28 protein-coding genes are annotated in these 26,566 nt (G+C 65.3%); 16 read left to right on the forward strand and 12 right to left on the reverse strand.

Features of this window, described 5'->3' with window-relative positions; genetic code table 11:
* Window positions 1-84: 84 nt before the first annotated feature.
* Both VW23_RS07865 and VW23_RS07870 read right to left on the reverse strand, forming a co-directional pair.
* Window positions 85-711: a glutathione S-transferase family protein gene (locus tag VW23_RS07865; RefSeq protein ID WP_069909029.1), complete on the reverse strand. Its 627-nt coding sequence runs from the start codon at window positions 709-711 to the stop codon at window positions 85-87.
* Entirely contained in the window at window positions 708-1,334 is a 627-nt protein-coding gene (locus VW23_RS07870) for a glutathione S-transferase family protein (protein WP_069909030.1), read from the reverse strand. The genes VW23_RS07865 and VW23_RS07870 overlap by 4 nt, the downstream gene beginning before the upstream one ends.
* Before the next feature lie 153 nt (window positions 1,335-1,487).
* Here VW23_RS07870 and fliF point away from each other — a divergent pair, with 153 nt between their 5' ends.
* From fliF to flhA, 6 genes are all read left to right on the forward strand, one after another.
* Window positions 1,488-3,173: a flagellar basal-body MS-ring/collar protein FliF gene (gene fliF, locus VW23_RS07875; protein WP_244513453.1), complete on the forward strand. Its 1,686-nt coding sequence runs from the start codon at window positions 1,488-1,490 to the stop codon at window positions 3,171-3,173.
* A gap of 11 nt (window positions 3,174-3,184) precedes the next feature.
* Window positions 3,185-4,261, forward strand: a complete 1,077-nt coding sequence (gene fliG, locus VW23_RS07880; protein ID WP_069909032.1) for a flagellar motor switch protein FliG — start codon at window positions 3,185-3,187, stop codon at window positions 4,259-4,261.
* Complete coding sequence (locus tag VW23_RS07885; RefSeq protein WP_069909033.1) at window positions 4,261-4,902, forward strand: FliH/SctL family protein; 642 nt, start codon at window positions 4,261-4,263, stop codon at window positions 4,900-4,902. Before fliG ends, VW23_RS07885 begins: the two co-directional genes overlap by 1 nt.
* Window positions 4,899-5,222, forward strand: a complete 324-nt coding sequence (gene fliN, locus VW23_RS07890) for a flagellar motor switch protein FliN (RefSeq protein ID WP_055999828.1) — start codon at window positions 4,899-4,901, stop codon at window positions 5,220-5,222. Before VW23_RS07885 ends, fliN begins: the two co-directional genes overlap by 4 nt.
* 171 nt (window positions 5,223-5,393) lie before the next feature.
* Window positions 5,394-6,764, forward strand: coding sequence for a sigma-54-dependent transcriptional regulator FlbD (gene flbD / locus VW23_RS07895; protein WP_069909034.1), 1,371 nt, complete (start codon window positions 5,394-5,396; stop codon window positions 6,762-6,764).
* A 249-nt stretch (window positions 6,765-7,013) separates the two neighbouring features.
* Window positions 7,014-9,143 (forward strand): flagellar biosynthesis protein FlhA, encoded by a 2,130-nt coding sequence (gene flhA, locus VW23_RS07900; RefSeq protein ID WP_069909035.1) that lies wholly within the window; start codon window positions 7,014-7,016, stop codon window positions 9,141-9,143.
* A 21-nt stretch (window positions 9,144-9,164) separates the two neighbouring features.
* Here the strand turns inward: flhA and VW23_RS07905 are convergent, their stop codons facing one another.
* A complete protein-coding gene (locus tag VW23_RS07905; protein WP_069909036.1) occupies window positions 9,165-10,202 on the reverse strand; it encodes a hypothetical protein in 1,038 nt (345 codons plus the stop codon).
* Window positions 10,203-10,325: 123 nt separating this feature from the next.
* On the opposite strand from VW23_RS07905, the gene VW23_RS07910 reads away from it, so the two are divergent.
* Both VW23_RS07910 and VW23_RS07915 read left to right on the forward strand, forming a co-directional pair.
* A complete protein-coding gene (locus VW23_RS07910) occupies window positions 10,326-11,462 on the forward strand; it encodes a zinc-binding metallopeptidase family protein (protein ID WP_069909037.1) in 1,137 nt (378 codons plus the stop codon).
* Between the two features lie 38 nt (window positions 11,463-11,500).
* Window positions 11,501-11,935: a GNAT family N-acetyltransferase gene (locus tag VW23_RS07915; RefSeq protein WP_069909038.1), complete on the forward strand. Its 435-nt coding sequence runs from the start codon at window positions 11,501-11,503 to the stop codon at window positions 11,933-11,935.
* 519 nt (window positions 11,936-12,454) lie between these two features.
* Here VW23_RS07915 and VW23_RS07920 read toward each other — a convergent pair.
* Entirely contained in the window at window positions 12,455-13,018 is a 564-nt protein-coding gene (locus tag VW23_RS07920) for a DsbA family protein (RefSeq protein ID WP_069909039.1), read from the reverse strand.
* Between the two features lie 222 nt (window positions 13,019-13,240).
* Here VW23_RS07920 and VW23_RS07925 point away from each other — a divergent pair, with 222 nt between their 5' ends.
* The gene (locus VW23_RS07925) at window positions 13,241-14,206 is read left to right on the forward strand and encodes a PRC-barrel domain-containing protein (RefSeq protein ID WP_069909040.1); all 966 of its coding nucleotides are present in this window, start codon (window positions 13,241-13,243) and stop codon (window positions 14,204-14,206) included.
* Window positions 14,207-14,271: 65 nt separating this feature from the next.
* Here VW23_RS07925 and fliJ read toward each other — a convergent pair whose 3' ends face one another.
* Window positions 14,272-14,685 carry a flagellar export protein FliJ gene (fliJ, locus tag VW23_RS07930; protein WP_055877511.1) on the reverse strand — a complete coding sequence of 138 codons (414 nt, stop codon included), beginning with the start codon at window positions 14,683-14,685 and terminating at the stop codon, window positions 14,272-14,274.
* 28 nt (window positions 14,686-14,713) lie between these two features.
* Window positions 14,714-16,054 (reverse strand): flagellar protein export ATPase FliI, encoded by a 1,341-nt coding sequence (fliI, locus tag VW23_RS07935; protein WP_069909041.1) that lies wholly within the window; start codon window positions 16,052-16,054, stop codon window positions 14,714-14,716.
* 395 nt (window positions 16,055-16,449) lie between these two features.
* Between fliI and ctrA the strand changes: the two genes are divergently transcribed.
* Complete coding sequence (ctrA, locus tag VW23_RS07940) at window positions 16,450-17,160, forward strand: response regulator transcription factor CtrA (protein ID WP_069909042.1); 711 nt, start codon at window positions 16,450-16,452, stop codon at window positions 17,158-17,160.
* A gap of 107 nt (window positions 17,161-17,267) precedes the next feature.
* Here the strand turns inward: ctrA and VW23_RS07945 are convergent, their stop codons facing one another.
* Window positions 17,268-17,585 (reverse strand): type II toxin-antitoxin system RelE/ParE family toxin, encoded by a 318-nt coding sequence (locus VW23_RS07945; RefSeq protein ID WP_069909043.1) that lies wholly within the window; start codon window positions 17,583-17,585, stop codon window positions 17,268-17,270.
* Window positions 17,586-17,843 carry a ribbon-helix-helix domain-containing protein gene (locus tag VW23_RS07950; protein ID WP_069909044.1) on the reverse strand — a complete coding sequence of 86 codons (258 nt, stop codon included), beginning with the start codon at window positions 17,841-17,843 and terminating at the stop codon, window positions 17,586-17,588.
* A gap of 121 nt (window positions 17,844-17,964) precedes the next feature.
* Between VW23_RS07950 and VW23_RS07955 the strand changes: the two genes are divergently transcribed.
* The 5 genes from VW23_RS07955 to VW23_RS07975 all read left to right on the forward strand — a co-directional run bounded on the left by VW23_RS07955 (window position 17,965) and on the right by VW23_RS07975 (window position 22,245).
* Window positions 17,965-18,885, forward strand: coding sequence for a phosphotransferase family protein (locus VW23_RS07955; protein ID WP_069909045.1), 921 nt, complete (start codon window positions 17,965-17,967; stop codon window positions 18,883-18,885).
* Window positions 18,886-19,074: 189 nt separating this feature from the next.
* Window positions 19,075-19,563 (forward strand): DUF2867 domain-containing protein, encoded by a 489-nt coding sequence (locus VW23_RS07960; RefSeq protein WP_069909046.1) that lies wholly within the window; start codon window positions 19,075-19,077, stop codon window positions 19,561-19,563.
* Between the two features lie 126 nt (window positions 19,564-19,689).
* Window positions 19,690-21,222, forward strand: a complete 1,533-nt coding sequence (locus VW23_RS07965) for a winged helix-turn-helix domain-containing tetratricopeptide repeat protein (protein WP_069909047.1) — start codon at window positions 19,690-19,692, stop codon at window positions 21,220-21,222.
* A gap of 151 nt (window positions 21,223-21,373) precedes the next feature.
* Window positions 21,374-21,586, forward strand: a complete 213-nt coding sequence (locus tag VW23_RS07970) for a hypothetical protein (RefSeq protein ID WP_069909048.1) — start codon at window positions 21,374-21,376, stop codon at window positions 21,584-21,586.
* A gap of 26 nt (window positions 21,587-21,612) precedes the next feature.
* Window positions 21,613-22,245, forward strand: a complete 633-nt coding sequence (locus VW23_RS07975) for a sulfotransferase family protein (protein WP_069909063.1) — start codon at window positions 21,613-21,615, stop codon at window positions 22,243-22,245.
* A gap of 36 nt (window positions 22,246-22,281) precedes the next feature.
* On the opposite strand, the gene VW23_RS07980 is transcribed toward VW23_RS07975, so the two are convergent.
* On the reverse strand, window positions 22,282-22,662 hold the full coding sequence (locus VW23_RS07980; protein ID WP_069909049.1) for a response regulator: 381 nt from the start codon (window positions 22,660-22,662) through the stop codon (window positions 22,282-22,284).
* 287 nt (window positions 22,663-22,949) lie between these two features.
* Window positions 22,950-23,570, reverse strand: a complete 621-nt coding sequence (locus VW23_RS07985) for a hypothetical protein (RefSeq protein WP_141728267.1) — start codon at window positions 23,568-23,570, stop codon at window positions 22,950-22,952.
* A 323-nt stretch (window positions 23,571-23,893) separates the two neighbouring features.
* Here VW23_RS07985 and VW23_RS07990 point away from each other — a divergent pair, with 323 nt between their 5' ends.
* Window positions 23,894-25,051 carry a helix-turn-helix transcriptional regulator gene (locus tag VW23_RS07990; RefSeq protein ID WP_069909051.1) on the forward strand — a complete coding sequence of 386 codons (1,158 nt, stop codon included), beginning with the start codon at window positions 23,894-23,896 and terminating at the stop codon, window positions 25,049-25,051.
* Window positions 25,052-25,053: 2 nt separating this feature from the next.
* Here VW23_RS07990 and VW23_RS07995 read toward each other — a convergent pair whose 3' ends face one another.
* Together VW23_RS07995 and VW23_RS08000 are read right to left on the reverse strand one after the other, a co-directional pair.
* Window positions 25,054-25,728, reverse strand: coding sequence for a histidine phosphotransferase family protein (locus VW23_RS07995; RefSeq protein WP_069909052.1), 675 nt, complete (start codon window positions 25,726-25,728; stop codon window positions 25,054-25,056).
* A 148-nt stretch (window positions 25,729-25,876) separates the two neighbouring features.
* Window positions 25,877-26,395 carry a YHS domain-containing (seleno)protein gene (locus VW23_RS08000; RefSeq protein WP_141728268.1) on the reverse strand — a complete coding sequence of 173 codons (519 nt, stop codon included), beginning with the start codon at window positions 26,393-26,395 and terminating at the stop codon, window positions 25,877-25,879.
* Between the last annotated feature and the right edge of the window lie 171 nt (window positions 26,396-26,566).

The following is a 26,566-nucleotide window of genomic DNA, read 5'->3' on the forward strand; positions in this document are numbered from 1 at the left end:
TTTTGGTCTCCTCCCCCCTTGCGGGGGAGGGACAGGGTGGGGGGTACTCTTCCCGCACCGGCCTAGCCGTAGGCTGGTGCTCCCTTAAGGCGTCGCGTCGCCCAGATACTTCCGCCCCGCCTCCGTCGCCTTCAACCGCTGATAGTGTTCTGTCACCGCCGGCAGTTCCGGCCGCTCGAACGGGGTTGAGAACCAGCGGTGCGAGGACAGCGCCAGCGCCAGGTCCGCGAGGCTCAGCCGCCCATTGGCGACATAGCCGCCACCCTCGGCGAGCTGCGCTTCCAGCATCCGCATATTCCCCGACCACTTGTCGACCGACTGCGCGATCCGCGCGGGATCGTCAAAGGCCGGGTTCCTGGCGAGGAACGCCGTCACCGCATAGAGCCACGAGGGCAGGAGTTCGGTCGCCTGCCAGGTGAGCCACTGGTCGACCAACGCCCGCTGCCGCGCGTCCTCGGGCCACAGGTCGCTGCCCCACTTCTGCGCCAGATAGCGCATGATGGCGCTGCTCTCCCACAGGACGAACCCGTCGTCGACGATCACCGGCACCGTAGCATTGGGGTTGAGCGCGAGGAACTCCGGCACCTTGGGGTCGCGATGCGGCATCCCCCAGATCTCGTGCTCGTAATCGATGCCGCAGAGGTCGGCCGTCCACAACACCTTGCGGACATTGCTCGAGGTGACCCGACCGAGGATCCTGAGGCGCGTCATGGCGTATCGGCGCTCATGTATTTCTGCCCTTCCGCCGTCGCCTTCAGCCGCTCGTAGTGCTCCTTCACCGCCGGCAACGCGGGCTTGTCGAACGGGGTCGAGAACCAGCGGTGCGTCGAGACCGCGAGGCCGATATCGGCGATGCTCATCCGGCCATTGGCGGCAAAGCCCCCGCCCGCCACGAGCTGCGCCTCGAGGATCTGCATCCTCGCCGTCCAGTTACGGATCGAATCGGCGATGCGCTGCTCGTCGGTATAGGCCGGGTTCTTGCGCATCAGCGCGTAGACCGCGTAGCCCCACTGCGCGTTGAGCTCGGCCACCTGCCAGGTCAGCCACTGGTCGACCAGCCCCCGCTCCTTCACCGCCACCGGCCAGAGCCCGCTACGCCGCGACTCCGACAGGTAGCGCATGATGGCATTGCTCTCCCACAGGACGAACCCGTCATCGATGATGACCGGTACCTGCGCATTGGGGTTGAGCTTGAGGAATTCCGGCGCTTTGGGGTCGCGATGCGGCATCCCCCAGATCTCCACCTCGTAGCCGATGCCGATCAGGTCGCAGGTCCACATGACCTTGCGCACATTGATCGAGGTCACCCGACCCAGGATGCTCAGCGTTCCCATACTCACGTCTCCTTAACCTCACCCGGCAAAGCTTGCCGCCTTTTTGCATTCTGCAACCGCCGGTTAATCACTTGTTTACCATCCACTGGGTAATTTTTGCCTATGGGCTCGGTGCGTTTGCGCGCACCCAAGAATAACAAGGGTACGGTCCGCGTGGACGGGTTGCTGCAGTTCTTCAACCGCCTCGGTTTGGCGCGCGTCGCCGCCATGGCCGTTATCGCCGTGCTGATGCTGGGGTTTTTTGCCTTCCTCATCATGCGCGCCTCGACGCCGCCGCTGGCGCCGCTTTACTCCGGCCTGTCGTTCGAGGATTCGGCGGCCATCGTCTCCGAACTCCAGACCCAGAACGTCAATTACGAAATCCGCGGCGAAGGCGACACCATATTGGTGCCGCGCGACCAGATCACCCAGATTCGCATGTCGCTGGCGCAGAACGGCCTGCCCAACAAGGGCCAGGTCGGCTACGAAATCTTCGACCAGCAGTCGACGCTCGGCGCCACCAGCTTCGTGCAGAACATCAACAACGTCCGGGCGCTCGAAGGCGAGCTCGCCCGCACCATCTCGTCGCTCGCCCGCATCAAGAGCGCCCGCGTCCATCTCGTCTTGCCCGAGCGCGCCCTGTTCAGCCGCGAGCAGAAGGACCCCACCGCCTCGATCGTCCTGGCGGTGCGCGGTCAACTCTCGGCCGGCGAAATCCGCGCCATCCAGCACCTCGCGGCATCCGCCATCGAGGGCCTGACGCCGGCCCGCGTCTCGGTGGTCGACGATACCGGGCGCCTGCTCGCTTCCGGCGCCGGCAACGGCCCCGAGGACGTCATCGCCGGCGAGACCGAGGAGCGCACCCTCAATGTCGAGAATCGCCTGCGCAGCCGCGTCGAGGACCTGCTCGCCAACATTGTCGGCTCCGGCCGGGCCCGGGTGCAGGTTTCGGCCGAACTCGATCTCAACCGGCTGAGCAAGACCTCCGAGACGTTCGACCCGAACGGCCAGGTGATCCGCTCCACCCAGACCCGCGACCTCGCCAACTCCGCCCAGAACGGTGACAGCGGCCAGGTCAGCGTCTCGAACGAACTGCCCGGCGCCTCGGCCAATTCGGGCAGCGGCACCTCGACCATGGAGCAGGGCTCGACCACCGAAGAGACCACCAATTTCGAGATCTCCAAGGTCACCGAAACCGCGCTCACCGAAGCCGGCGGCATCAAGCGGCTGTCGATCGCCGTGGTGGTCGATGGCACCTATGTCGCCGACGCCACCGGCAACTCGGTCTATACCCCGCGCGCCCAGGCCGAGATCGACCAGATCACCGCACTGGTGAAATCCGCAGTCGGCTTCTCCGATACTCGCGGCGACCAGGTGCAGGTCGCCAACCTGCAGTTTGCCGATCGGCCGGAACTGGCCGCCGCCGGCACCAGCGAGCCGGGCCTGCTCGACTTCACCCGCGACGACCTGATGAACGGCGCCGAGATGGCGGTGACCCTGCTGATCGCCCTGGCGCTGGTGTTCTTCGTGATCCGCCCGCTGCTGAAGCGCGTGCTGGCCCCCGAGGGCAAGACCCTGGCCCTACCCGCCAGCGCCGAGCTTGGCGGCGGCCCGGCTCACCACGGCCCGGGCGATTTCGGCTCCAACGCCATGGTTTCCTCGCTCCCCAACCTCAATGGCGGCAACTACGTCGAGGAAGACGAGCAGCCGCGTAAGGCCCGCGTTCCGGCCTGGATGAACAGCGCCAGGGCGATGGGCGAAACCCAGGCCAATACCCTGAAGACGGTCGGCGAGCTGGTCGACGAAAACCCCAAGCAGGCCGCGCTGATCGTGCGCGACTGGCTGGCGAGCGCCACGTGAGGAACAACTAGATGGCCGCCGCCGCCGCACTCGACCAGACCACCGACCAGGTACTGAGCAAGCAACTGGTCGTCGGCGCCAATGCCAGCCAGCGCGCCCTCCTCGGCGACGAGAAGGCGGCCGTGCTGCTGTTGGCGCTCGGCCCGGATTTCGGCAAGCCGATCCTCGAAGAACTCGACGAGATGGAAATCCGCCAGCTGTCGCGCGCCATGGTGAAGCTCGGGCCGATCACCCCGGATATGCTCGATTCGCTGCTCATCGAGTTCGTTACCCGCGTCTCGTCCAACGGCACCATCGCCGGCAACTCCGACACTACTGAGCGGCTGCTGCTGAGCTTTTTGCCGCAGGATCGCGTCGACTCGATCATGGAAGAAATCCGCGGCCCCGCCGGCCGCAACATGTGGGAAAAGCTGTCGAACGTTCAGGAGGACATCCTCGCCAGCTACCTCAAGAACGAGTACCCGCAGACCATCGCCGTGGTGCTCAGTAAGATTGCTACCGACCACTCCGGCAAGGTGCTCGCCTCCCTGCCCGAGGAGCTGGCGATGGAAGTGGTGCAGCGCATGCTGGCGCTCGATCCGGTGCAGAAGGAGATCCTCGAAAAGATCGAGACCACGCTGCGCACCGAGTTCATGTCGACCCTCAGCCACACCAAGCGCCGCGACAGCCACGAGCAGATGGCCGAGATCTTCAACTCGTTCGATCGCCAGACCGAAGCGCGCTTCATCACTACGCTGGAGGAACGCGACCGCGACGGCGCCGACCGCATCAAGGCGCTGATGTTCACCTTCGAGGATCTGGCCCGGCTGGAAGCTTCGGCCATCCAGACCCTGGTGCAGAAGATGGACAAGAAGGAGCTCGGCCTGGCGCTGAAGGGCGCCAACGACACGGTGAAAGAGGTGTTCTTCGCCAACATGTCGGCCCGCGCCGGCAAGATGCTGAAGGACGACATGGAGGCCATGGGTCCCGTGCGCTTGAAGGATGTCGACGAGGCGCAGGGCCGCATGGTCGCCACCGCCAAGGACCTCGCCGCCAAGGGCGAGATCATCATCACCAAGGGCAAGGCCGATGAGGAGATGATCGGCTGATGAGCGCCGCGCCCGCCAAATTCACCTTCGACCTCGACCTCGGCCGCCGCCAGGAGCGCAACTCGCTGGTTACCGAGACCGCCATGGCGAGCCTGCTCGAGGAAGCTCGCCGCGAGGGCCGCGAGGCCGGCCTCGCCGAAGGCGAGCGCACCGCCGTCGCCAAAGCCGCCAAGGCCGAAGCCGCTGCCGCCGAAAGCCTTGCCATGCGGGTTGCCGCCATGGCGGCCAGCATGGACGATGCGCGCAAGCAATCGATCGCCGAAGGCGTCGAGCTGTCGCTGTCGATTGCGCGCAAACTCGCCGGCGGCCTCATTGCCCGCGAGCCGACGGTCGAAATCGAACAACTGGTGGCCGAGTGCATGGCAACGCTCGATGGCGTGCCGCACCTGGTCATCCGCTGTGACCCGGCGCTGGCCGAAGCCGTGCGCGACATCGCCACGGGCAAGATGACCACCTCGGGCTTCACCGGCCGGCTGGTCGTCCTCGGTGACCCCGACATCGCCATCGGCGATGCCCGCATCGAGTGGGCCGATGGCGGCGTGGTCCGCGATATCCGGAAGCTCAGCGCCGAGATCGACGCCCGCATCAGCCAGTATTTTGCCGCACGCGGCATCCGACTTAACGAGGAGACCGAGCAATGAGCACCGGCGATACCGGGGTCACCTTCGAGGAAATGGCCGCTCCCGGCCGCGAGGGCTACACCCCGCCCGGCGAGAAGACCGCCGCCGACCTCGAGGCCGTATTCGACGTTCCTGTCCGCATCTCGGTGGTGCTCGGCCGCGCCAAGGTGCCGGTGGCAAGCCTGCTCAAGATGGATGTCGGCAGCGTGGTCGAACTCGACCGCCAGGTCGGCGAAGCCGTCGAGATCTACGTCAATGACCGCCTCGTCGCCCGCGGCGAAATCGTCCTCGTCGAGAACCGTCTCGGCGTCACCATGACCGAAATCATCAAGGCAGCGTGATGGTGATGCTCCTTCAGTCCATGCCCACCCACCGCCGTCATTCCCGCGAAGGCGGGAACCTAGTGCCGAGCCCACCGCAGACGCGGTACGTGCGGCACCATCGCCTGGGTTCCCGCCTTCGCGGGAATGACATCGCGGCCTTGGCCTCTCTCTCTCTGCGGCAGGAATAACATGCGGCTTCTTATCGTCGGCGCCCTCGAAGGCCAGCTCACTACCGCCACCAAGCTCGCCATGGATGGCGGCGCCAAGGTGGCGCACGCTCCCTCGATCGAGATCGCGCTCGCATCGCTGCGCGCCGGCCGCGGCGCCGACCTGCTGCTGGTCGATGTGATGATGGATATTGCCGGGCTGATCGCCGGGCTCGAGGGCGAACGCATCGTCATCCCGGTGGTCGCCTGCGGCACCGAGAGCAACGCCGCCGCCGCGGTGAGTGCCATCCGTGCCGGCGCCAAGGAATATATCCCACTGCCGCCCGATGCCGAGCTGATCGCCGCCGTCATCGCCGCGGTGGCCCGCGAATCCTCCGATTTCCTGTTCCGCGACCCGGTGATGGCCCGCGTCGTGAAGCTCGCCGAGCAGGTTGCCCCGTCGGAAGCCTCGGTGCTGATCACCGGCGAGAGCGGCACCGGCAAGGAGGTGATGGCGAAATACCTTCACTCCCGCTCGAAGCGCGCCTCCCGTGCCTTCATCTCGATCAACTGCGCCGCCATCCCAGAGGCGCTGCTCGAGAGCGAACTGTTCGGCCACGAGAAGGGCGCCTTCACCGGCGCCGTTGCCCGCCGCATCGGCAAATTCGAGGAAGCTTCCGGCGGCACCCTGCTGCTCGACGAAATCTCCGAAATGGACGTGCGCCTGCAGGCAAAACTCCTCCGCGCCATCCAGGAGCGGCTGATCGACCGCGTCGGCGGCACCAAGCCCGTGCCGGTCGATATCCGCATCATCGCCACCTCCAACCGCAACCTCAGCGAAGCGGTGAAGGACGGCAGTTTCCGCGAGGATCTGCTGTTCCGCCTCAACGTGGTGAACCTGAAACTCCCGGCTTTGCGTGAGCGCCCCGGCGATACCGCGGCGCTGGCGGACCACTTCGTCGACAAATACGCCAAAGCGAACGGCCTAGGCCGCCGCGTGCTTTCCGCCGAGGCCCGCGATGCTCTGCTGCGCGCTCCGTGGCCGGGCAACGTCCGCGAACTCGAAAACACCCTCCACCGCGCGGTGCTGCTGTCGGGCGGCGAGATCATCGGCCCCGACGCCATCTCCATGCCCGACGGCACCGGCCTCAGCGAGGTCGTCGCCATGGCCTCGGTGGCGACACAGGCCGCCCAGACCGCCGAGACCATCTCGCGCGCCATGGTCGGCCGCACCGTTGCCGACGTCGAGCGCGACCTGATCCTCGATACCCTCGACCACGTGTTGGGGAACCGCACCCACGCCGCCAACATCCTCGGCATTTCGATCCGCACCCTGCGCAACAAGCTCAACCAGTACGCCGACGAAGGTTTGGCCGTGCCGGGTCCGGGTGAACAGCGGAACTCGGCAGCGTGAGGGGCCAACTGCTGGCAGACGGCCCCCTCCCATCCTCCCCCATGAAGGGGGAGGTGCCGCATCGAGCGTTTGGCACCATCGAGCCACGGGCCCAACTCTTCACCTCCCACTTCATGGGGGACTTCGAGCCGTCCCGTAGGGAAAATCGCTCCAGTGGAGCGATTTTAGGCGAGAAGGCCATGAGAGCTACGCTCGAATGGCGAGGGAGGGGGCCGTCTCTATCAGTAGTCCTCTTGTCGGAGCCCACCCGTGGCTGATCTCTCCGCCCCCGGCCCATCCGGCCTGAAGCTTCCGACCTTCTCGATCCAGGGGCTGTGGAAGTCGTTCGGCACGTCCGATATCGGGCTCGCCATCGGCATCATGGGGATCATCGTCGTCCTCATCGTGCCGCTGCCGCCGCTGCTGCTCGACCTGCTGCTGGCCATCTCGATCGTCTTTTCAGTGCTGATCCTGATGACGGCACTGTTCATCCAGACGCCGCTCGAGTTCTCGGCCTTTCCCACGGTACTGCTGATCGCCGCCATGTTGCGGTTGGCGCTGAACCTCGCCACCACCCGCCTGATCCTCTCCGAGGGCCATAACGGCACCGATGCGGCCGGTCACGTCATCGAGGCGTTCGGCAACTTCGTCATGCGCGGCAACTTCGTCATCGGCGTCGTCGTCTTTGCCATCCTGATCATCGTCAACTTCATCGTCATCACCAAGGGCTCGGGCCGCATCGCCGAAGTCGCAGCGCGCTTCAACCTCGACGCCATGCCGGGCAAGCAGATGGCCATCGACGCCGACCTCTCGGCCGGCCTGATCGATGAGGCCACCGCGCGCAAACGCCGCGAAAACCTCGAGGCGGAGAGCGCATTTTTCGGCAACATGGATGGTGCGTCGAAGTTCGTGCGCGGCGACGCCATCGCGGGCCTCCTCATCACCTTCATCAACATCATCGCCGGCCTGATCATCGGCATGCTGCAGGAAGGCCTGACCTTCGCCGAAGCCGGCCATAACTATACCCTGCTCACCGTCGGCGACGGCCTCGTCAGCCAGATCCCGGCGCTGATCGTCTCGACCGCGGCGGGCCTCCTGGTCTCGAAAGCCGGCGTCACCGGCTCGGCCGACAAGGCGCTGGTCGCCCAGTTCACCGGCTACCCCAAGGCGCTCGGCATGTCGGCCGCCGTCATCGGCGCGCTGGCGCTGCTGCCGGGCATGCCGATCATCCCGTTCCTGGCGCTCGCCGCCGGCTGCGGCTGGCTCGCCTTCAAGTCGGGCAGGAAGAAAACCGCAACCGCCGATCGCGCCATCGTCGAGGCGGCCATGGAGCATGCCCAGGCCAACCCGGTCGCCACGGAAGCGCCGATCTCCGACAGTCTCAGGATCGACGAGCTGAAGCTCGAGCTCGGGTACGGCCTGCTGTCACTGGTCAAGGAAGACGATACCGGCACCGATCGGCTCACCGAGCAGATCAAGGCGCTGCGCCGGCAGCTCGCCACCGAGCTCGGCTTCATCATGCCGCCGGTTCGCATCCTCGACAACATGCAGCTCGAGCCCAACGACTATAAGGTCAAGATCAAGGAGGTCGATGCCGGCCGCGGCCAGATCTTCGCGCACCAGCTGATGGTGATGGATCCGATGGGCCGGGAGATCAACCTGCCCGGCGTCCATACCACCGAGCCGACCTTCGGCCTGCCTGCCACCTGGATCGAGCCGGCGCTGCGTGACGAAGCGGAGCTGCGCGGCTACTCGATCATCGACCCCTCGACCGTCATCTCGACGCACCTGACCGAGGTGCTGAAGGCCAACGTCTCGGACCTCCTGAGCTACGCCAACGTACAGTCGCTGCTTGCCGGGTTGTCGAAGGACCAGCAGAAGCTGGTCGAGGACATCGTCCCCAGCCAGATCTCGGTCTCGGGCGTGCAGCGCGTGCTGCAGACCCTGCTGATCGAGCGCATCTCGATCCGCGACCTGCCCACCATTCTCGAAGGCATCGCGGAGATCGCCGGCCCTGGCCGCACCGCCCAGACCATCGCCGAGCACGTGCGTTCGCGCCTCGCCCGTCAGCTCTGCGCCGCCAATCTGGGGCCGGACGGCAACCTGCCGCTGCTCACCCTGTCGCCGCAGTGGGAACGGGATTTCGCCGAGGCGCTGGTCGGTGACGGCAATGACCGCCACCTCGCCATGGCCCCGTCGCGCCTGCAGCAGTTCATCGTCGGCATCCAGCAGGGTTTTGAGAACGCCGCCCAGATGGGCGAAATCCCCGTCCTCATCACCAGCCCCGGCATCCGCCCACACGTCCGCGCCATCATCGAACGCTTCCGCCCGCAAACCGTGGTGATGAGCCAGAACGAAGTGCACCCGCGCGTCCGGCTGAAGACCATCGGGAGTGTTTGACGGTGGGCCCCACACTCGGTGCTAGCGCAACCGGACAACCTCCCAAGCCGCCGCAACCGCCCAACCCAGCCCGAGCATCAGCACCGGCGTGTAAAGCGCGCCCCAATAGGCGTTGAACGGCTTCCCCACCGCGGCGAACAGCCCGACGAACACCACCACCGTCGCCAGCGCCAATGTCCCCTTCGGCCACGCCCACAGCCCCAATAGTCCGAGTGGCAGCAGCACCGCCGGCAGCCACACCGGGCCGAGGCTCCACAAGCCGTTGAACCCCGCCGTTGCGAGAATGAAACCAAGCCCGCCGAACTGCAGCCAGCCATCGCCATAGGCGCGGTCCATCGGCCCCAGCTGCTGGTTCACCATCCACCAGTGCCAGCCGAAATAGGCGGCATAGGCGACGAGCCCCAGGGCCCACAGCCGGACTTCGCTCCAGCGTTTCTCGCGTAGCGCCAGGACGATCGCGACCACCACATAGGGCGCCGCCAGTTCGCGCAGGAACAGCGCCAGCACACCCACGAGCAGGCCGGCGAGCCGCCAGCCATTGCCGAATGCCGCGACCGACACGAGGATCAGCGTTCCTGCCGCCACCTCCGAGAACACCACGCTCGACGGCGCGGCGATGCCGCCGAGGCTGATCCCCACCGCCAGCATGGACAGGCCGGCGACCAGCACGCCGCCATCCTCGCGCAGCATCCGGTAGACCAGCAGCAGCCCGCCGAGCGCCAACGCCGCCAAGACCCCCTGCCCCCAGCCCGGCGGCAGCGCTGCGAGCAGCAGCGGCCAGGCCGGCGTACGCCAGTTGAACACCGAGCGCGTGCCATAGCCGTCGGCCACCAGCACCTCATGCGCTGCGGTGTAATAGTCTGCCCCGCCGCGCAGCCGCTCGATGATCCGCTGGTAGCTGACGAGATCGCCCTCCGGCGCCACCGTCGTCGCCGCATCGGCCGGCACCGCCGGCGCCCGCCCCATGGCGACCAGCAGCAGCAGCGCGATGGCGACCACGGTCAGCCCCAGCACGACAAGGGCCAGCGGTCGCGGCAATTCGTTGAGGCGCGTACGCATCGCGTTCAGAATGTCCCGGTAAACTGCACAGACAATGCCGCCGCGCCGTTAATATTTCGGGATGGCACGAGGAACCGCAGGCGAAACCGGGCATTGTTGACCTGCGTCACCACACGAGCCCCGATGAAGCTCTTCCGCTGCGACCATTGCGGTCACCTGCTCTACTTCGAGAACACCCGCTGCGAGCGTTGCGGCCGAGCGCTCGGCTATGGCCCACTCACCAACAACCTGTTCTCGCTCGATGGCGGCCCCGGCATCTGGATGGCGCCGGCCTTCTTCAACCGGTCTTTCGTCTACTGCGCCAATGCGGCGCATGGCGCCTGCAACTGGCTGCTGCTGCATGCGCCGGGGGCCGATCCCTACTGCCTCGCCTGCCGCCACAACGGGCTGATCCCCGATATCAAAAATCCGGTCGACCTCGGCCGCTGGCAGGTGATCGAGCGGGCCAAGAAGCGGCTGATCTACGCGCTGCTGCGGCTGCATTTGCCGCTCGCCACCCGCAATGAGGATCCGGTGCACGGCCTGAGCTTCCACTTCCTCAACGACGAAATCTCGCGCTCCCCCGTCCTCACCGGGCACGATAGCGGCGTCATCACCCTGTCGCTGCAGGAGGCCGACGACGCGGCCCGCGAATACCGCCGCACCCAGTTCAACGAACCCTACCGCACCTTGCTCGGCCATTTCCGTCACGAGATCGGCCACTACTATTGGGATTTGCTGGTCAGCGGCCGCCCGGCGCATGGGGAATTCCGCACTCTGTTCGGCGACGAGAGCGCTGACTACGAGAGCGCCCTCGCCGCCCACTACGCCAGCGGCGCGCCCGACGGCTGGCAGCAGCACTACATCTCGGCCTATGCCACCTCCCACCCCTGGGAGGATTTCGCCGAGACCTTCGCGCACTACCTGCATCTGGTCGATACCACCGAGATGGCGGCGTCCTTCGGCCTCAACCTCCGGCCCGCCGTCGACCAGAGGGGAGAGCTGACCGCCCGACTCGACTACGATCCCTATGGCGATGCCGACATCGAAGAGCTGATCGAAAACTGGATCCCGATCGCCTCGCTGATGAACAATCTCAACCGCGCGGTCGGCCAGCACGACGCCTACCCGTTCGTCCTCACCCCCGAGGTGATCGCCAAGCTGGGCTTCGTCGCCCGGCTGGTGCACGATGCCGGCGCCGTGCAATGGACCGTCCCCAGCGCGGCCGGGCCGATCCCGATCAACGTGCCCACCGGTCCGGCCGAACTGCCCCGCACCTGAGGCTGGAGCGGTCGTCGCCGATGTGATCTCTATCCGGCATGCACGACATCACGCTTCTCACCGTCCCGGTGTTCTCCACCCTCTGCAACGCCGCCTTCGCGCTGCGCCGCGAGGTCTTCGTCATTGAGCAGCAGATCCCCGAGGCCGAGGAGTTCGACGCCGACGACCTGACCGCTACGCATCTGGTGGCGATCGCCGCCGGCAACGTCGTCGGCACGCTGCGCATCATCTGGGCGCCGGAGCACGTGAAGCTTGGCCGGGTCGTCGTTGCGCAGCTCTGGCGCGGCCAGGGTATCTCGACCCTGCTGCTCCGCCACGCCATGGACCTGGCGCGTGACAAGGGCCAGACCCGCTTCTATCTCACCGCCCAGCACGACAAGCTCGCCGTCTACGAAAAACTTGGCTTCGTCGCCTTCGGCGAGCCGTTCGACGATGGCTCCGGCATCCTCCACCTCAAGATGAAGACTTACTGAGCCCTTACCCGATTAACTCAAACTTTACCGGTTAACCCGGGAAACCGGGCGCTACCGTCAATTCTCCGCTAGCTTGCTGGATGTGGGGCGCCTCGCCGCCCCGACAGGACGCTGGGAGGCGTGGAAGGCCGGACCTCGGGAAACGGGGCCGGCCTTTTGATTTGATCGGGCCTTTGACCTCCCACTGGCGTAGCGGGTGGGGCGGCATCCAACTGCTCTCTACTAGGCACGCATCGGCGACCTTTCCACCACAAAACGCCCCAGGCTCGGTGTCATCCCCGCGAAAGCGGGGACCTCCGTTTGAGATGGTGCCGCAGGCAAGAAAACAGAGGTTCCCGCTTTCGCGGGAATGACCCAGTGGGTGGAGCGCGGCCATAACTTCGCGCACGCGCGAGAGGCGGAACGCGGTGAAATTTCTCAGTCGTAGCGGGTGCTGCAACATCCCACTAGGTTCCCGCCTTCGCGGGAATGACATCCGTGGTGGATTGAAACCGAGAGCTTACCGCTGGGCTCGTGAACCTAACCCAGCCTCTTTACCCAAACCGAAACCTCGTCGCCGCTGCTCATATCGGCCTGGACGATGCCGTCGATCATGAAACTCGGCGACACGTGGATGCCGTTCTGGCGTGCATAGCGCGCATCCCAGCGGGTCGATTTGTCGAGCTGCGGCTCATCGAACGCCGCCATCAGCTTAAGCCCTGTATAGCCTTCGATCCGCCGGATCAGGTCGTTCGGCGTCGCGTCGCGGTTCGGCCCGGTGGCGTGCTGCTCGAACTCGAACTCCTCGCGGTGCTCGTACACTGCCTGCATCACCTGCCTCGCCGCCGCCTTGCCCGCCGGCAGGCTCGCCGCGGCGTAGATCGCCCTGACGATCACCGGCGAGAACATGTGCCAGGGCTGCGAGTGGAGCCGGATCTTCACCGTCAGCCTGTCTTCACCCAGCTCGGCCAGCAGCTGCTCAAGCTTGCCGAAGGCCTTGGCCGAGTAGGGACAAGTCGGCTCGAGGAACACCTCGAGCTGTCTCGGCCCTTGCCCCCACACCAGCGGATCGACCCGGAACTCAGCCACGGCAACACCTCTCATCAAATCGGAGCGCCAAGCTACCCGACCCGGCGGCCTGGCCTATCGGACATTGGTTGAAGTTCGCGCCGACCACGCTGGAAACGGTCGGCCAGTTTGATTCCGGGGGGCCGGAACGCTCGCGTCGTGGTGACGTTGTGTCTGCATCGGGCCGTGCGGCACGCCACAGCCAAGCGATGTGCCGCACGGCCTTGTTCATGAAACCCACGAACGAGAGAACCATAGATGTTCCGTACCCTTATGACCACCACTGCCGTCGTCGCCCTGCTCACCGCAGGCGCCATGGCACAGGACGCCGCCCCCGCAACCACGGAAGCTCCGGCCGTGACGACCGAAGCGCCGGCGGCTCCGCTCGACACCTCGATCCTCGCTTCCGGCTACTCGGTTACCGACAAGGATAATCTCGCGACCGAAATCATCGGCAAGCAGGTCTACTCGTCCAGCGCTGCCGACGCCGAGCATATCGGCGACGTCAACAACCTGGTGATCGGTGAAGGCGGCGAAGTCGCCGCCGTGGTCATCGGGGTCGGCGGCTTCCTCGGCATCGGCGAAAAGAACGTCGCTGTGAACTATGCCGAACTCGAATGGGTCACCGCCGAGGACGGCAGCGAGCGTTTCGTACTGGCGACCTCCAAGGAAGCGCTGGAGACCGCCCCGACCTTCGAGACCACAGATGCGGCAGCCCCGGCAGCCGACGGCACGATGGCGCCAGCCGAACAGCCGGCAGATGCGATGGCTCCGGCCGACCAGCCCGCCGACGCCATGGCCCCGGCCGAACAACCATCAGATGCCATGGCTCCGGCCGACCAGCCCGCCGACACCATGGCTCCGGCCAGCCCGATCGATCGCGCCACGCTGACTGATGCGCCACTCACCGCTGAAGAGCTGATCGGCACCAATGCCTATGGCCCGGGTGACGAGCACCTCGGTGCCATTGGCGACGTGATCCTCGGCGCCGACGGCAAGGCCGTCGATGCGGTGATCATCGATTTCGGTGGCTTCCTCGGCATCGGCACCAAGCCGGTGGCCGTTGCGGTTGAGAACCTGCGCTTCGCCACCAACGCGAACGGCGACAAGTTCCTGTTCCTCAACGTGACGCGCGATCAGCTCGACAAGGCCGTGGCCTACAACAAGGACACCTGGGAAGCCGAGCGCGACGCGCAGCTGCTGAAGACCGACGACCTGCAGTAATCGCACCCGCAAGCGCGAAAGGCCCGCTCCCGGCGGGCCTTTTCATTGTCCGATCGCGGAATGCCTCAGCGGCGGATGTGCCGCAGGCGGCCGATCTCGTCGTATTCCGCCTGCTCGGACTTGGCTTCCGCCGCAGTCTCGCGACCATGCTCGCGCTGGTCCAGCAGTTCGACCTTCTTGAGGTCTTCCACTGCTTCGGCCAGCGCGTCCTGCGCTGCCTCGAGATTGCCCTTCATGTCGTTGGCCGAGGCCAGCAGGTTGTCCCTGCGGGCGATCGCCGCCTTGGCGAAGGTCGAATAGGCGAAATGCGCGATATCCGAGATGCCGGTCTTCTGCTGCTCGATCTCGATCTGCTGGTCGAGTTCGGCGGCCATCCGCTCGAAATCGGCAATCATCATCTCGATCTGCGTCACCTGGCGGCGCTTCTCGTCGACCTGAAACTTCTTAAGCCGGATCAGGCTCTCGCTGCGCGACTTCATGACTTGTACTCCTTACACCTCAAGTCATTCACTTCACTGACGCGGTCTGCTCGCCCACCTTGTCCAGAATTGCCTCCAGCATAACATAGCCGTCGGCAATCGAGGTGCGCTCTTCCCGCTGCTGGCTCAAAAACGCCTCCAGCGCCGGGTTGATCGCGATGGCACGGTCCACGCCTGGATCCGATCCCTTCCGGTATGCCCCCAGCCGGATCAGTTCCTCCATGTCGGCAAATGTCGACATGAGCTCCCGCGCCTTCTGCAGGGTGGGCCGCACGTTGACCGGCACACACCCAGGCATGGTTCGCGAGATAGACCGGAGCACATTGACCGCCGGATAGCGTCCCCGCTCGGCGATCGAGCGCTCCATCACGATGTGCCCATCGAGAATGCCGCGAACGGCGTCCGCAATGGGCTCATTGTGATCGTCACCTTCCACCAAAACGGTAAATAGACCTGTAATGGAGCCCGATTCAGCAAGGCCTGGACCGGCTCTTTCGAGCAACCTCGGAAGCTCGGTGAAAACCGTCGGCGGGTAGCCCTTGGCGGTCGGCGGCTCGCCGATGGCGAGGCCGATCTCGCGCTGTGCCTGGGCGAAGCGGGTGAGGCTGTCCATCATGCACAGCACCCGCTTGCCCTGGTCGCGAAAGTACTCGCTGAGCGTCAGCGTCAGGTAGGCTGCCTGCCGCCGCATCAGCGCCGCCTCGTCGGAGGTGGCGACCACCACCACTGCCTGCTGGATGCCGACCTCGCCCAGATAGTCGGTAACGAACTCCTGCACCTCGCGCCCGCGCTCGCCGATCAACCCGATCACCGCCACGTCGACCTGGGCGTTGCGGGCGAGCATACTCATCAGCACCGACTTGCCGACGCCCGAGCCGGCAAAGATCCCCATGCGTTGGCCTTCGCACATGGTGGTGAAGGTATTGAGCGTGCGCACCCCCATATCGAGCGGATCGCCCACCCGCATGCGCTCATGCGCCGGCAGCGGCACCTGGCGCAGCGGGTAAGGCGTGGCGCCCGGCATCAGCGGGCCCTTGCCATCGATCGGCTCGCCATCGGCATTGATCACCCGCCCCAGCCAGTATTCGGAGGGCTGCACCGCCCCGTCATGGCTCTTGAACAGCGCCCGGCAACCGAGCCGCACCCCGTTCAGCGCTCCGAACGGCAGGCACAGCGCATGGCCATCGCGAAAGCCGATGATCTCGGCGCCCAGCACCCCACCATTGGTGGTTTCAATTTCGACGCGCCCGCCGACGCGCAGCTCGCGCACCGGCCCGACCACTTCGATGAGCAGGCCCTGCACGGTTTTGACGCGCCCGAAGACTTCTACGTCCTCGATGGCGTCAATTGCGGCTTTCAGGGACTGCATCGGCCTCTTTCACGCTGCCCGAATCGCTTGAGGACCACGGTAACCGAACGTTAAGCAAAAAGCGTTAACCATAGGCCCCTACCCCGACATCCGCCTGGCGTGCCGCGAGCCGCTTTCCGAGCCCTCAAGGGCCCCAAATCCTTGAGTCGGCAGAGTCGATTGAAGGGCTTTCTTAACCTAGTTTCTTAAGTCGGTTAGATGCGATTTCTGTAGCATTTTCAACGATTTAACATATCACTAACGGGAGACCCATTGCATCTTGCGGATCAGAATTAAACTTTGTTAACTAATTGCGCTTAGGTTTGGGTCATATCCAGTAGGGTTCGGTTAAGGGTGAACGCGCAGGGCGCCTCATCCATAGTTCCAGCAGGGAACGGTTTAAGGGGATTGACGGCATGCGTGTACTCTTGATCGAGGACGACAGCGCGACAGCGCAGAGCATCGAGCTGATGCTCAAATCAGAGAGTTTCAACGTATATACGACGGACCTCGGTGAAGAGGGCGTCGACCTAGGCAAGCTCTACGACTACGACATCATCCTGCTCGATCTGAACCTTCCCGACATGTCGGGCTATGAAGTGCTGCGCACCCTGCGCGTGGCCAAGGTGCAGACCCCGATCCTGATCCTTTCTGGTCTTGCCGGCATCGAAGACAAGGTGCGAGGCCTCGGCTTCGGCGCCGACGACTACATGACCAAGCCCTTCCACAAGGATGAGCTGGTCGCCCGTATCCACGCCATCGTCCGCCGTTCCAAGGGCCATGCGCAGTCGGTCATCTCCACCGGCGACCTGACCGTGAACCTCGACACCAAGACCGTCGAAGTGCAGTCGGCTCGCGTGCACCTGACCGGCAAGGAATACCAGATGCTGGAGCTGCTCTCGCTCCGCAAGGGCACTACCCTCACCAAGGAAATGTTCCTCAACCACCTTTATGGCGGCATGGACGAGCCCGAGCTGAAGATCATCGACGTCTTCATCTGCAAGCTCAGGAAGAAGCTCTCGGTCGCCACCGGTGGCAAGAACTACATCGAGACCGTCTGGGGCCGCGGCTACGTGTTGCGCGAGCCCGACGAGAGCGAAAGCTTCGCGGAATCGAGCGTCGCCTAGCGCGCCGTCTGGCGTTGCCTAGCGCGCTGTTCAGCGTCGCTTAACTCATTCAGTCCTGCGTTGCGGCAGACCTGGGGAACCCCGTACCAGAAGGTGCGGGGTTTTCGCTATTTTAGGTCACCAAACTCTGCGCGCAGCCAGCGTTCCTGGTGCATCCGCTCGTGAAGGATGGATACGACGCCCACGTCACCGTCCCGCAACCGCCGCCAGTACACGAAGTGATGCTCGTAGCGGATGAAGAAGCCCTGCACCCCAAAAGACGCGGGTACGGCACGCGACCTGGTCCTGCCGTCGGCAAGCCCCTCGATCGCCTCGAAGAGCCCGGTCAGGTAGAGCTCCGCCTGCGCCTCGCCCCAGCGATCGGCCGTGAACTGGTAGATCTCGTCAAACCGGACCGACGCCGTTTCAAGGATGATGACCGCCATCTACTCGCGCCGGTTCCGGGCCAGGACTTCCTCGAGCGTCACGCGAACGAACGCGCTGTCGGGAGCTGAGAACGCCAGCTGCAGCTCGGCCTTCAGCTTCTCGAACGCCTCGTTCTCCACCCGTTCCTTGTCGCGCCGGATCAAGTCGCGGACATACTCGCTGACATTCTCGTAGGACCCGGTTTCGCTGACATTCGAAGCGACAAACTCGCTGAGCTCTCCGCTGATCCGCACCGTCATCGTCGTTGTTCGGGCCATGTCACTCTCCATCGCGTCTTCAAGATACGCAATATCGAAGACACTTCAAGGCCGGCGTACCAATGAGGACGAGCTCGCAATCGCCCTTGAGCTGCCAGCGGGCCAATGGCAGCCTCAGACCATGAGCGAGATCGAATGGATAGCGCCGAACCCGACGGCCGTCACCGCAGCCCTCGCCAGCATCGGCGTCGCCATCGATCCGGCCGAGATCACTCTTCTCGCTCGCGACAATCGCTTCGTCGCCCGCCTGCCTTGCCACCGGATCGCCTGGTTCCCCACCGATCAGCACGGCCTGCAGCGCCTCGCACGCGAGGCCCACGCCCTCGCCCTCATCGAACGCCACTGCAGCTTCCGCGCCCCACGCCTAACTCACCGCTCAGTGGCCGGCTGGCAGCTGCGTGAGGAAGTGCCGGGGACGGCCGACCCGTTCGCCACCTACCACCGGGTTCGCGACGATCGACGCTTGGCCTCCCAGCTGGGTGGCAATCTCGGCCGCTTGCTGGCCGACCAGCACCTCGGCATCCCCTCGGCAGAGCTCGGCGACTGGCTGTTGCCGCGCCCGAGCTGGCCATCGCCACTGCCGCAGGTGGCGGCCGACCTGCCCCGCGTCACCAGCGATGGCGAGCTGATTGATCGCGCGCTGACTATCCTGGCCCGTAGCGAAACGGCTGAGTTGGAGATCACCGACCGGGTGCTCGCGCATACCGACTTCGGTTTCCACAACATGGTGGTGACCTCGGAAGGCGCCGTCGCTGGCGTGTTCGATTACGACGAGGCATCGCTGACCGACCGCCATTACGACTTCCGCTACCTGCTGCTCGATACCGAGGACGAGGCGCTGTTCACCGCCGCCGTCGAAGCCTACGAGGCCGCCGGCGGCCAGCCGATCGACCTGGGCCGCGTTCGCCTGCTCAACGCCGCCGCCGCCGTCGCCTTCCTCGCCTTGCGTGGCGACGCGGCACCGGAGGAGAAGCCGGCTGGCCGCACACTCGATGAAGACCTGCGCTGGGTTCGCATGGCGCTGGAGCGCGCTGGGTCCTAGATTGGTTGAGGGCACTCAGGCGACCTCAATCACGGTGTCACCCCGGCGACCTTCGCCGGGGTGACACTGTGGGTGGGGAAAATAGGGGCACTGTCAGGCAACGTCTGGCAGTGCACTCAGCCACCGCCGGCTAGCCCGCGCGCCGATGTCGCATCGTACGCCGCGACCCGCGTGCGCACATTGGGGCTCATGCGCGCTCGTCCCTTTCAGCTGCCGCTCACCAGCCTTTTGCGCAAGCGCATCGGGCCGGGTGATTTCGTCGATTCTTATGCCGTCCCGCTCGCCGACCCTGATCTGACCCCGCTGCAACTGGCCGAGCGGCTGACCGTCATGCCGGGCTGGGTCAACGGCCTGCTCTGGCTGCGCAACGGGCTGGTCTCGCCGCTTGGACTGAAAACCGGCGCCGACGTACCTCCCGCGAACCCGGACCCAGGCGTCGGCGACTACGTGAGCTTCTTCAGGCTCGAGGAGCTGTCGCCCAACGAGGCGATCCTCGGCGAAGATGACCAGCATCTCGATTTCCGTGTTTCGGTGCTGAAGACCGCGGGCCCGCATCCGCTCGCCGCCATCTCTACCTGGGTGCACCCGCACCATCTGGGTGGCCGGCTCTACCTGCTCGGCGTGCTGCCGTTCCACAAGCTGATCATTCGCAGGATGCTCGCCAACGTCGCTGCTTGACCCGATGTATCCAGGCGTCGAGCGGCACGATCATCGGAAGTCATTTTCATCGATCGGTTGCCGAGTTGCTTGTTTCTGGCGCCGCGCCCCTACGAAACACCACCCGTTCGATGTACAACCTGCGCCATGGACGAGGCACAACATCGGTTCGGCCCATTTGTTCTGACACCGGGCCGTGAGTTGCGGCGCGACGGCCAGCCCGTTGCGCTCGGCCCGAAGGCGCTGATGATGCTCGAGACCATGCTCGAGGCTGAGGGCGAGATCGTCACCAAGGCCGAGATGCTGGAGCGGGTCTGGCCCGGCGTGACGGTCGAGGAAGGCAATATCACCGTGCAGATCGCCGCGCTGCGCAAGGAGCTCGGATCCCGCCCGGGCGGCGAGGAGTGGATCGTCACCGTGCCGCGGGTCGGCTATCGGCTGGTGCGGGGTCCTGTCCCCACCCCCGCCGAAGCGCCGCCCGCCGACGCCGGCGGCAAGCCTAGCGTCGCCGTGCTCCCCTTCGTCAACCTCAGTGGCGACGCGACGCGCGATTACTTCGCCGATGGCCTGGTCGAGGACCTGATCACCGCCCTCAGCCGCTTCAAGTCCTTCGCCGTCGTCTCGCGCTACTCGTCCTTTGCCTACCGGAACCGCGCCGCCGACATCCGCCAGGTCGCCCGCGAGCTCGGCGTCCGCTACCTGCTCGAAGGCAGCGTCCGACTCTCCGGCGAGCGGGTCCGCGTCACCGTGCAACTGGTCGACGCCGTCAGCGGCACGCACCTCTGGGCCTCGAGCTTTGATGGCGAGATGGGCCAGATCTTCGAGTTTCAGGACAAGATCACCGAGTCCGTCGTTGGCCTCGTCGAACCGCAGCTCCGCCGGGCCGAGATCGAGCGTACCCGGCGCCGCTGGCCCGACAACCCGCAGGCCTATGACCATTTCCTCCGCGCCCTGCCCTATTTCACCTCACGCGATCCCGCCGATTACCTCACGGCGCTCGAGCACCTGGAGCGCGCCATCGGGCTCGAGCCCGATTACTCCGCGGCACTCGCCTACGCCTCCTGGAGCCTGGCGCGCCACGGCACCGTTGCGCTGACGCTGCTCACCCCAGAACGCGCCGCCCACTGCCTCGCGCTGGCACGGCAGGCGCTGCACTATGGCGACGATGACCCGGTGGTGCTGGCCATCTGCAGCCACTCCCTGCTCAGCATCGGCCGGATGCGGGCCGAAGGCCTCGCTATGTCCGACCGAGCGCTGGCCGCCAACCCGCACAATGTCATCGTCCAGGTGCTGGGCGGCATCTGCAACATGCTGGCCGGCGATCCCCAGAAGGCCGAAGCCTGCTACAGGCGCGCCTACGCCCTCAGCCCTGGCGCCCCGGAGGCCTATGAAAGCCTCGCCGGCATCGGCTTCGCCCGCTTCTTCATGCGCGATTTCGAAGGCGCGCTCGTCTGGCTCGGCCGCTCGCGCGCCACCCAGGTGGACTGGCCGCCCACCTACTGGATCCAGACCGCCGCCTACGCGCATCTTGGCCGGCTTGACGAGGCCCGCGCGACGCTGGCGCGCCTGCAGGGCTTTGCCCCTTACACCTCCATCGCTGGCGTCGAGACAGTGGCGCAGCGCTCCGATGAACGCTTCGAGCTGATCATCGATGGCCTCAGAAAGGCGGGCCTCACCTGAATCGCGTCGCGATCTCCCGGAGCGCTCCATGCGCTGGAGCAGCTTTGTGGGATTTAGAAACTCATTTGGAACTGCCTAAGGACCCAAAGCACGCTGATGGGCCAGGTTTGTCCTCACAGCGCCACCGGGCGCCAACTGAGGAGGTTCGAAAATGGACATGCTGCTTGCCGCCACGGCCAATGCACTGGCCCGCCTGGCCCCTGCCACCGAACGCCGCCCGCTGACGCCTGCCGCCGAGGACAGCTACTACGCCCAGCACACCCTGAACGTCATCGTACCGGTCTGGGTGCTCGGCTTGCTTGCCCTGCTCCGCGGCAGCCACCGCACGGTGCCCGGGCGCATCCGCGCCGCGCGCCACGCCTGATAGACGCACATCACGAGGGGATGGAAATGACACTTGAGATCATCGGCCCGGGTTTCGGCCGCACCGGCACCAACTCGTTGAAGGTTGCTCTCGAGCACCTGGGATATGGTCCTGCCCACCACATGTTCGAGGTCCGCGACCACCCCGAGCAACTGCCTGGCTGGCAGGCACTGGCCGACGGGGGCCGCCCCGATTGGGATGCCCTGTTCCGCGGTTACCGCTCCCAGGTCGATTGGCCTGGCGCCCGCTACTGGCGCGAACTTGCCGACCACTACCCTGATGCCAAGGTGATCCTCACGGTGCGCGACGCCGATGAGTGGTTCGATAGTGTCGAAGCCACCATTGCCAGGTTCATCGCCGGCCGTGGCAGCTACGACGATCCGCATGCCAACGGCATCGCCAACATGGCCAACAGGCTCATCGTCGACGGCGTTTTCGATGGGCGGATGTTCGAACGACCTTACGCCACGGCGTTGTTCAACGCCCATATCGCCGAGGTGCAAGCCACCATTCCCGCCTCGCGCCTCCTGACTTTCGATGTTCGCGAAGGTTGGGAGCCGCTCTGCGCTTTTCTGGCTCTGCCGGTGCCGGGAATCTCCTTCCCGCGGCTCAACTCTTCCAAGCAGTTCCTTACCGAGGAATGGGCGGAAGAGGCCTAGATCGTTCAAGGCGCTCCGCGGAGCGCGTCGCGCACGTCAGGCGACGCTGGCGCGCTCGGCAGCCGCTACGGTGAACTTGCCCTCGAGGTGGTCGCGGTCGAACGGCTTCATCATATAGTCGTCGACCCCGGCCTTCAGCGCCAGTGCGATCTGCCCGATATCGTTCTCGGTGACCATGTAGACCACCCGCGGCGTGTGCCCGCCGACATAGCCGCGCAGCAGCTTGAGGAATTCGAGCCCGTTCATCACCGGCATCTGCCAGTCGAGCAGGATCGCGTCCGGCATTTCCTGGCGACACTTGTCGAAGGCTTCCTGCCCGTCCTCCGCCTCGTCGACGATGTAGTCGAGATCCTCCAGGATGCGGCGCGCGACTTTGCGCACCACGCTGGAATCATCGACCACGAGGCAGGATTTCATGACGCTTCTCCCAAGTCAGCGGAAACGCGAGGCCTTTCAAAAGCGCCTGCCTATCCACCGCACAACCCGCCATCGCCCTGGCCCATTTGCCGAAATGCTTCGGGCACGGACCGACCGACGCGTGTTGTTCGCCCACACTATCCCTCCAAATGTCCCTACGAATGGTTAGCGAAACTTCAACCCTTCTCCGCATCGGCAAGTTTTTTGAGAGCAACGCCGGGCTTGCCTGCTTGAGCCGCGTGAACTGGCCCAGTAGCGCGCCTGCGCAAAACTTGCGCGGCTGAACTCTACTCGATCGCCGCGTAGGTCGGGGCCGGCACCCGCATTTCGATCGGCGCGTTCCAGTAGCTGGCGAAGGCCAGCATGTCGAAATAGCCATTGCCATCGACCCCGGGCCCCATCGCCGCATCGAGGAAAGCCGACATCATCTCGACGCTGATATTGAGCTTGCCCAGGTACCAGCCGAAGATAGCGATGGTCTTGTCGTCGGGCCGGCCGACGCTGGCGCCCTGAATCGCCACCGGCAGGTGGTTGGAAATCTCTACCCCCTCGTCAGCGATCATCTTGAGGCCGGAGATCCAGATATAGGCGCAGGCCGAGAGACAGGTGCCCACGGCGTGCGTCCTGAGGTAGCGCTCATGGATGATCACGCCGATCCGCACCGCGCTCAGCATATCGCCGCCCGGTCCTTCCAGCTCGATGATCCGCGGCTCGTGCTCACGCACTTCGGCGAGGAAGATCGCCCCATCCATGGAGGTGATCCGCCCCGAAAGCCGCATCACCACCTCGTCGCGCTCGTTCGTCCGATAACTGTACTCGGCCGCACCTGCTCCTGAGACATGCCCCGCGCCGAACGCCATAAGACCGGCAAGCAGCAACGCACGGCAACGATTCCACCTGTTGCGCATCAGTCCATTCCCTGCGAATGCCGCCCGCCGACGATCACCGAGATATCGCGCAAGCGCATCACCCGAATGGGGCATTACCGGCAGAAAACAACTGTGCTATGAAGACATTCGTCGATCCAGCCGCGCTTTTGGCCGTATTTCACTCCCGCTATTCGCATCAAATTCAATTCATGCCGAAAATTTCTGGCGGTCATATTTCGGTATCCTCCAGAATGACTGGGCGCGCTGATCGACAAGGATGCGGATTGCATGATCGTGACTCGAAATTGAAATCGATTACACGAGTTGTGAAATCGATTACACAATCGCCGGCAAGTATTTCCATGCGACGCCACACCCGCATCCCAACCGATGGTGTGGCAACGCCGCGCGCCGGACGCGCCATGAATGCCCCCGCCGAATTGATCGATCTGATCTATGAGGCGGCAGCCGTGCCCGAGCTATGGCCTACCGTGCTGTTGCAGCTGTGCGGTATGGCCGGGGCACACGCCGGGGCATTGACCTCCATGGATGCGTCCGGCCTCGCCGGCTACCTCGCGACCGACACCTACGAAGCGGCCTATCGGGATTACTGGGAGCACGGTAACGCCGTCGAGAACGTGCGGCTCGGGCGCTCGCTGCGCGACTATCCGATGGCCTTCTCATCCGACCTCGAACTCTGCTCCGAGGCGGAACTGGCCACCGACCCGCTCTATCTCCGCTTCCTCCGCCCGCACGGGCTGGAATGGACCGCCGGCACGGTCATCCCGGTACCGAGCGGCGACATGCTGGTGTTCGACCTCGCCACCCGGGCCGGCGCCGGGCGGTTCGATCGCGAGGCGATGGCGCTGCTCGATCGCATTCGCCCGCATCTCGCCCGCGCCGCCCTGCTGTCGCACCGGCTTGGCCGCCGCGTCGCGGCCAATCAGGCCGCGGCTATGCAACTGGTGGGGCTGCCCTCTGCCGTCTGGGGCCACGCGGGGCGGCTGCTCGCCGCCAACGATCTGTTCGAGGCGCTGGCGCCACGCGTGCAGTTCGCGGCATTCGGGCGCCTCGCCTTTACCGACCCGGAGGTCGATCGGCTGGCCCAGGCCGCGATGGCGTCCATCGGCTCGGAAGCCGAGCCGATGGTGCGCTCGATCCCTATCCACGCGGCGCCCGACGCTGCGGCGCTGGTCGTCCACCTGCTGCCGGTGCGACGCGCCGGCGGCGATATCTTCGTTGCAGCCGAGGGGGTCATCGTCGTCACGCCGGTGGCAGCCCCGGCCGCACCGCTGACCCAGGTGCTGATGGGCCTGTTCGACCTGACCCCGGCCGAGGCCAAGGTGGCCCGCGGCATTGCCTCGGGGCTGGATGTGCAGCACCTCGCCGCAACACTCGCCCTGTCGCGCGAAACGGTGCGCAGCCAGCTCAAAGCCGTGCTGGCCAAGACCGGCACGCGCCGGCAGGCCGAACTGGGGTTGATGCTGTCAGGCGCCCGGCCGCTGCCGGGCGCGAAATGATCTCAGGCAGCGACCGCAACGGCCTTCGGCGTCGCCGAGAACTCGAACACGTCGTTCTCGATGCCGATCTTCAGCTCCATGTCGGTCATCCGCGCCAGGATGCCGGTATAGAACGGCTGGATGCCGCGCGCATCGACGCCGCCTTCGGGCGAACCGGACAGCAGGCCCTCGGCGCCCGACGGCATCAGCGTCTTCTGCCGCTTCTCGGGGTCCGACCTTGAGGTCAGGGTGAACACTTCGGCGCCGGCGGCGCCCTCGATCTTCGCCGTCACCACGCCGCCGCGCGGCACCGCCATGGCGGCGATCAGCAGCATGTTCATGAACAGCTTGGCCTTGTGCTTGGGCAACAGGATCAGCGGCACCTGCCAGTCGAGGTCGGCCTTTTCAATCTCGAAATAGATCCGCGCTACCCGCTCGCACTCGCGGGTGTCGAAATCGGTGCCCGCCGTCGACGATGCACCATAGGCGAGGCGCGCGAATTCGAGCTTCGCTCGCGCCTGCTTGGCGGCATTGGCGATCAGCTCCTGCGCTCCATCGGCCATCGCCGTCTGCGTCGGGTCGGCCAGCACTTCGAGCCCGTTGCCGATCGCCCCCACCGGGTTGATCAGGTCATGGCAGACCCGAGAACACAGCATCGCCGCGAGGTCGGTCGCCTTGAGCTCGATGAAATCCGCCATTCTATGGGTCCTTGCCGTCGAATCATTTTCGCGTAGCCTAACCGCAAGGGCGCGGCAGCCCTAGGGGGTGCGGCGACGAGCGGGTTGAGCACGAAGCCGCCCCGACCACCGGCTGTCGGTGGACTATCGGGGTTCTCGCTCCGTAGACCTAGTGCCCCGTCCCTGCTTCCGTCTCAGCGGGCGCCACGTCCGCCGCCTTGCCCACCGCGTCCGCGACGCTGCCTTCTTCGCCGGTCAGCGTGCCCGAGAGCTTGGCCCAGCCGCTATTGGCGTCGAGCAGCGAGGTGTCCTCGCTCTGGAAGAACGCCTCGCGGTTGGCCACCGAGTAGAACAGGTAGAGCTTCATCCCCGAGATCACATAGAGCCGCGGCTTGCCATCGGAGAGATAGCCGCGAGCGAGGCTGGTGACGCAGTGGCCGCCAAACTGCGGGGCGTAGATCTCGGGGTTGCGCATGAACACATCGCGGTTCGCCGCCGAGGCGAAATACCACGGCACCCCGCCCCACTGATACTCGAAGTCGGCGACGCCCTGCACCGGCTCCGGCTCGGTGAAATAGCTCACCGGATCATAGCCCTCGAGCGCCACCCCGGTGAGTGGGTCTGTGACGATGGCGTCGACCAGTGCAGCGGCGCTTACCGGGGCACTAAGTAGAAGCCCAAGGGTCAACGCCAGAGCTACAAGAAGCCGGGTTATGGTTAAGTTTTGTTTACGCTTTTGCCGCATCATTGCCGCCATGAACGCCTAGCTTGAGCACACCCTCAGGCAAGCCTGATGCGCCGAACCTAGCGTCGTCATGGTAAGTACCGCGTAAATGGCCTGCCGCTCGAACTAAGCCCC

It is taken from the genome of Devosia insulae DS-56 (genome assembly GCF_000970465.2).
Lineage (GTDB): Bacteria > Pseudomonadota > Alphaproteobacteria > Rhizobiales > Devosiaceae > Devosia_A > Devosia_A insulae.

Bases quoted from the DNA above. Each gene is read 5' to 3' on its own strand.
- VW23_RS07865 (WP_069909029.1), bottom strand. From the start codon at position 711: ATGACGCGCCTCAGGATCCTCGGTCGGGTCACCTCGAGCAATGTCCGC.
- VW23_RS07870 (WP_069909030.1), bottom strand. From the start codon at position 1,334: ATGGGAACGCTGAGCATCCTGGGTCGGGTGACCTCGATCAATGTGCGC.
- fliG (WP_069909032.1), top strand. From the start codon at position 3,185: ATGGCCGCCGCCGCCGCACTCGACCAGACCACCGACCAGGTACTGAGC.
- VW23_RS07885 (WP_069909033.1), top strand. From the start codon at position 4,261: ATGAGCGCCGCGCCCGCCAAATTCACCTTCGACCTCGACCTCGGCCGC.
- fliN (WP_055999828.1), top strand. From the start codon at position 4,899: ATGAGCACCGGCGATACCGGGGTCACCTTCGAGGAAATGGCCGCTCCC.
- flbD (WP_069909034.1), top strand. From the start codon at position 5,394: ATGCGGCTTCTTATCGTCGGCGCCCTCGAAGGCCAGCTCACTACCGCC.
- VW23_RS07905 (WP_069909036.1), bottom strand. From the start codon at position 10,202: ATGCGTACGCGCCTCAACGAATTGCCGCGACCGCTGGCCCTTGTCGTG.
- VW23_RS07910 (WP_069909037.1), top strand. From the start codon at position 10,326: ATGAAGCTCTTCCGCTGCGACCATTGCGGTCACCTGCTCTACTTCGAG.
- VW23_RS07915 (WP_069909038.1), top strand. From the start codon at position 11,501: ATGCACGACATCACGCTTCTCACCGTCCCGGTGTTCTCCACCCTCTGC.
- VW23_RS07920 (WP_069909039.1), bottom strand. From the start codon at position 13,018: ATGAGAGGTGTTGCCGTGGCTGAGTTCCGGGTCGATCCGCTGGTGTGG.
- VW23_RS07925 (WP_069909040.1), top strand. From the start codon at position 13,241: ATGTTCCGTACCCTTATGACCACCACTGCCGTCGTCGCCCTGCTCACC.
- fliJ (WP_055877511.1), bottom strand. From the start codon at position 14,685: ATGAAGTCGCGCAGCGAGAGCCTGATCCGGCTTAAGAAGTTTCAGGTC.
- fliI (WP_069909041.1), bottom strand. From the start codon at position 16,054: ATGCAGTCCCTGAAAGCCGCAATTGACGCCATCGAGGACGTAGAAGTC.
- ctrA (WP_069909042.1), top strand. From the start codon at position 16,450: ATGCGTGTACTCTTGATCGAGGACGACAGCGCGACAGCGCAGAGCATC.
- VW23_RS07945 (WP_069909043.1), bottom strand. From the start codon at position 17,585: ATGGCGGTCATCATCCTTGAAACGGCGTCGGTCCGGTTTGACGAGATC.
- VW23_RS07950 (WP_069909044.1), bottom strand. From the start codon at position 17,843: ATGGCCCGAACAACGACGATGACGGTGCGGATCAGCGGAGAGCTCAGC.
- VW23_RS07955 (WP_069909045.1), top strand. From the start codon at position 17,965: ATGAGCGAGATCGAATGGATAGCGCCGAACCCGACGGCCGTCACCGCA.
- VW23_RS07960 (WP_069909046.1), top strand. From the start codon at position 19,075: ATGCGCGCTCGTCCCTTTCAGCTGCCGCTCACCAGCCTTTTGCGCAAG.
- VW23_RS07965 (WP_069909047.1), top strand. From the start codon at position 19,690: ATGGACGAGGCACAACATCGGTTCGGCCCATTTGTTCTGACACCGGGC.
- VW23_RS07970 (WP_069909048.1), top strand. From the start codon at position 21,374: ATGGACATGCTGCTTGCCGCCACGGCCAATGCACTGGCCCGCCTGGCC.
- VW23_RS07975 (WP_069909063.1), top strand. From the start codon at position 21,613: ATGACACTTGAGATCATCGGCCCGGGTTTCGGCCGCACCGGCACCAAC.
- VW23_RS07980 (WP_069909049.1), bottom strand. From the start codon at position 22,662: ATGAAATCCTGCCTCGTGGTCGATGATTCCAGCGTGGTGCGCAAAGTC.
- VW23_RS07985 (WP_141728267.1), bottom strand. From the start codon at position 23,570: ATGCGCAACAGGTGGAATCGTTGCCGTGCGTTGCTGCTTGCCGGTCTT.
- VW23_RS07990 (WP_069909051.1), top strand. From the start codon at position 23,894: ATGCGACGCCACACCCGCATCCCAACCGATGGTGTGGCAACGCCGCGC.
- VW23_RS07995 (WP_069909052.1), bottom strand. From the start codon at position 25,728: ATGGCGGATTTCATCGAGCTCAAGGCGACCGACCTCGCGGCGATGCTG.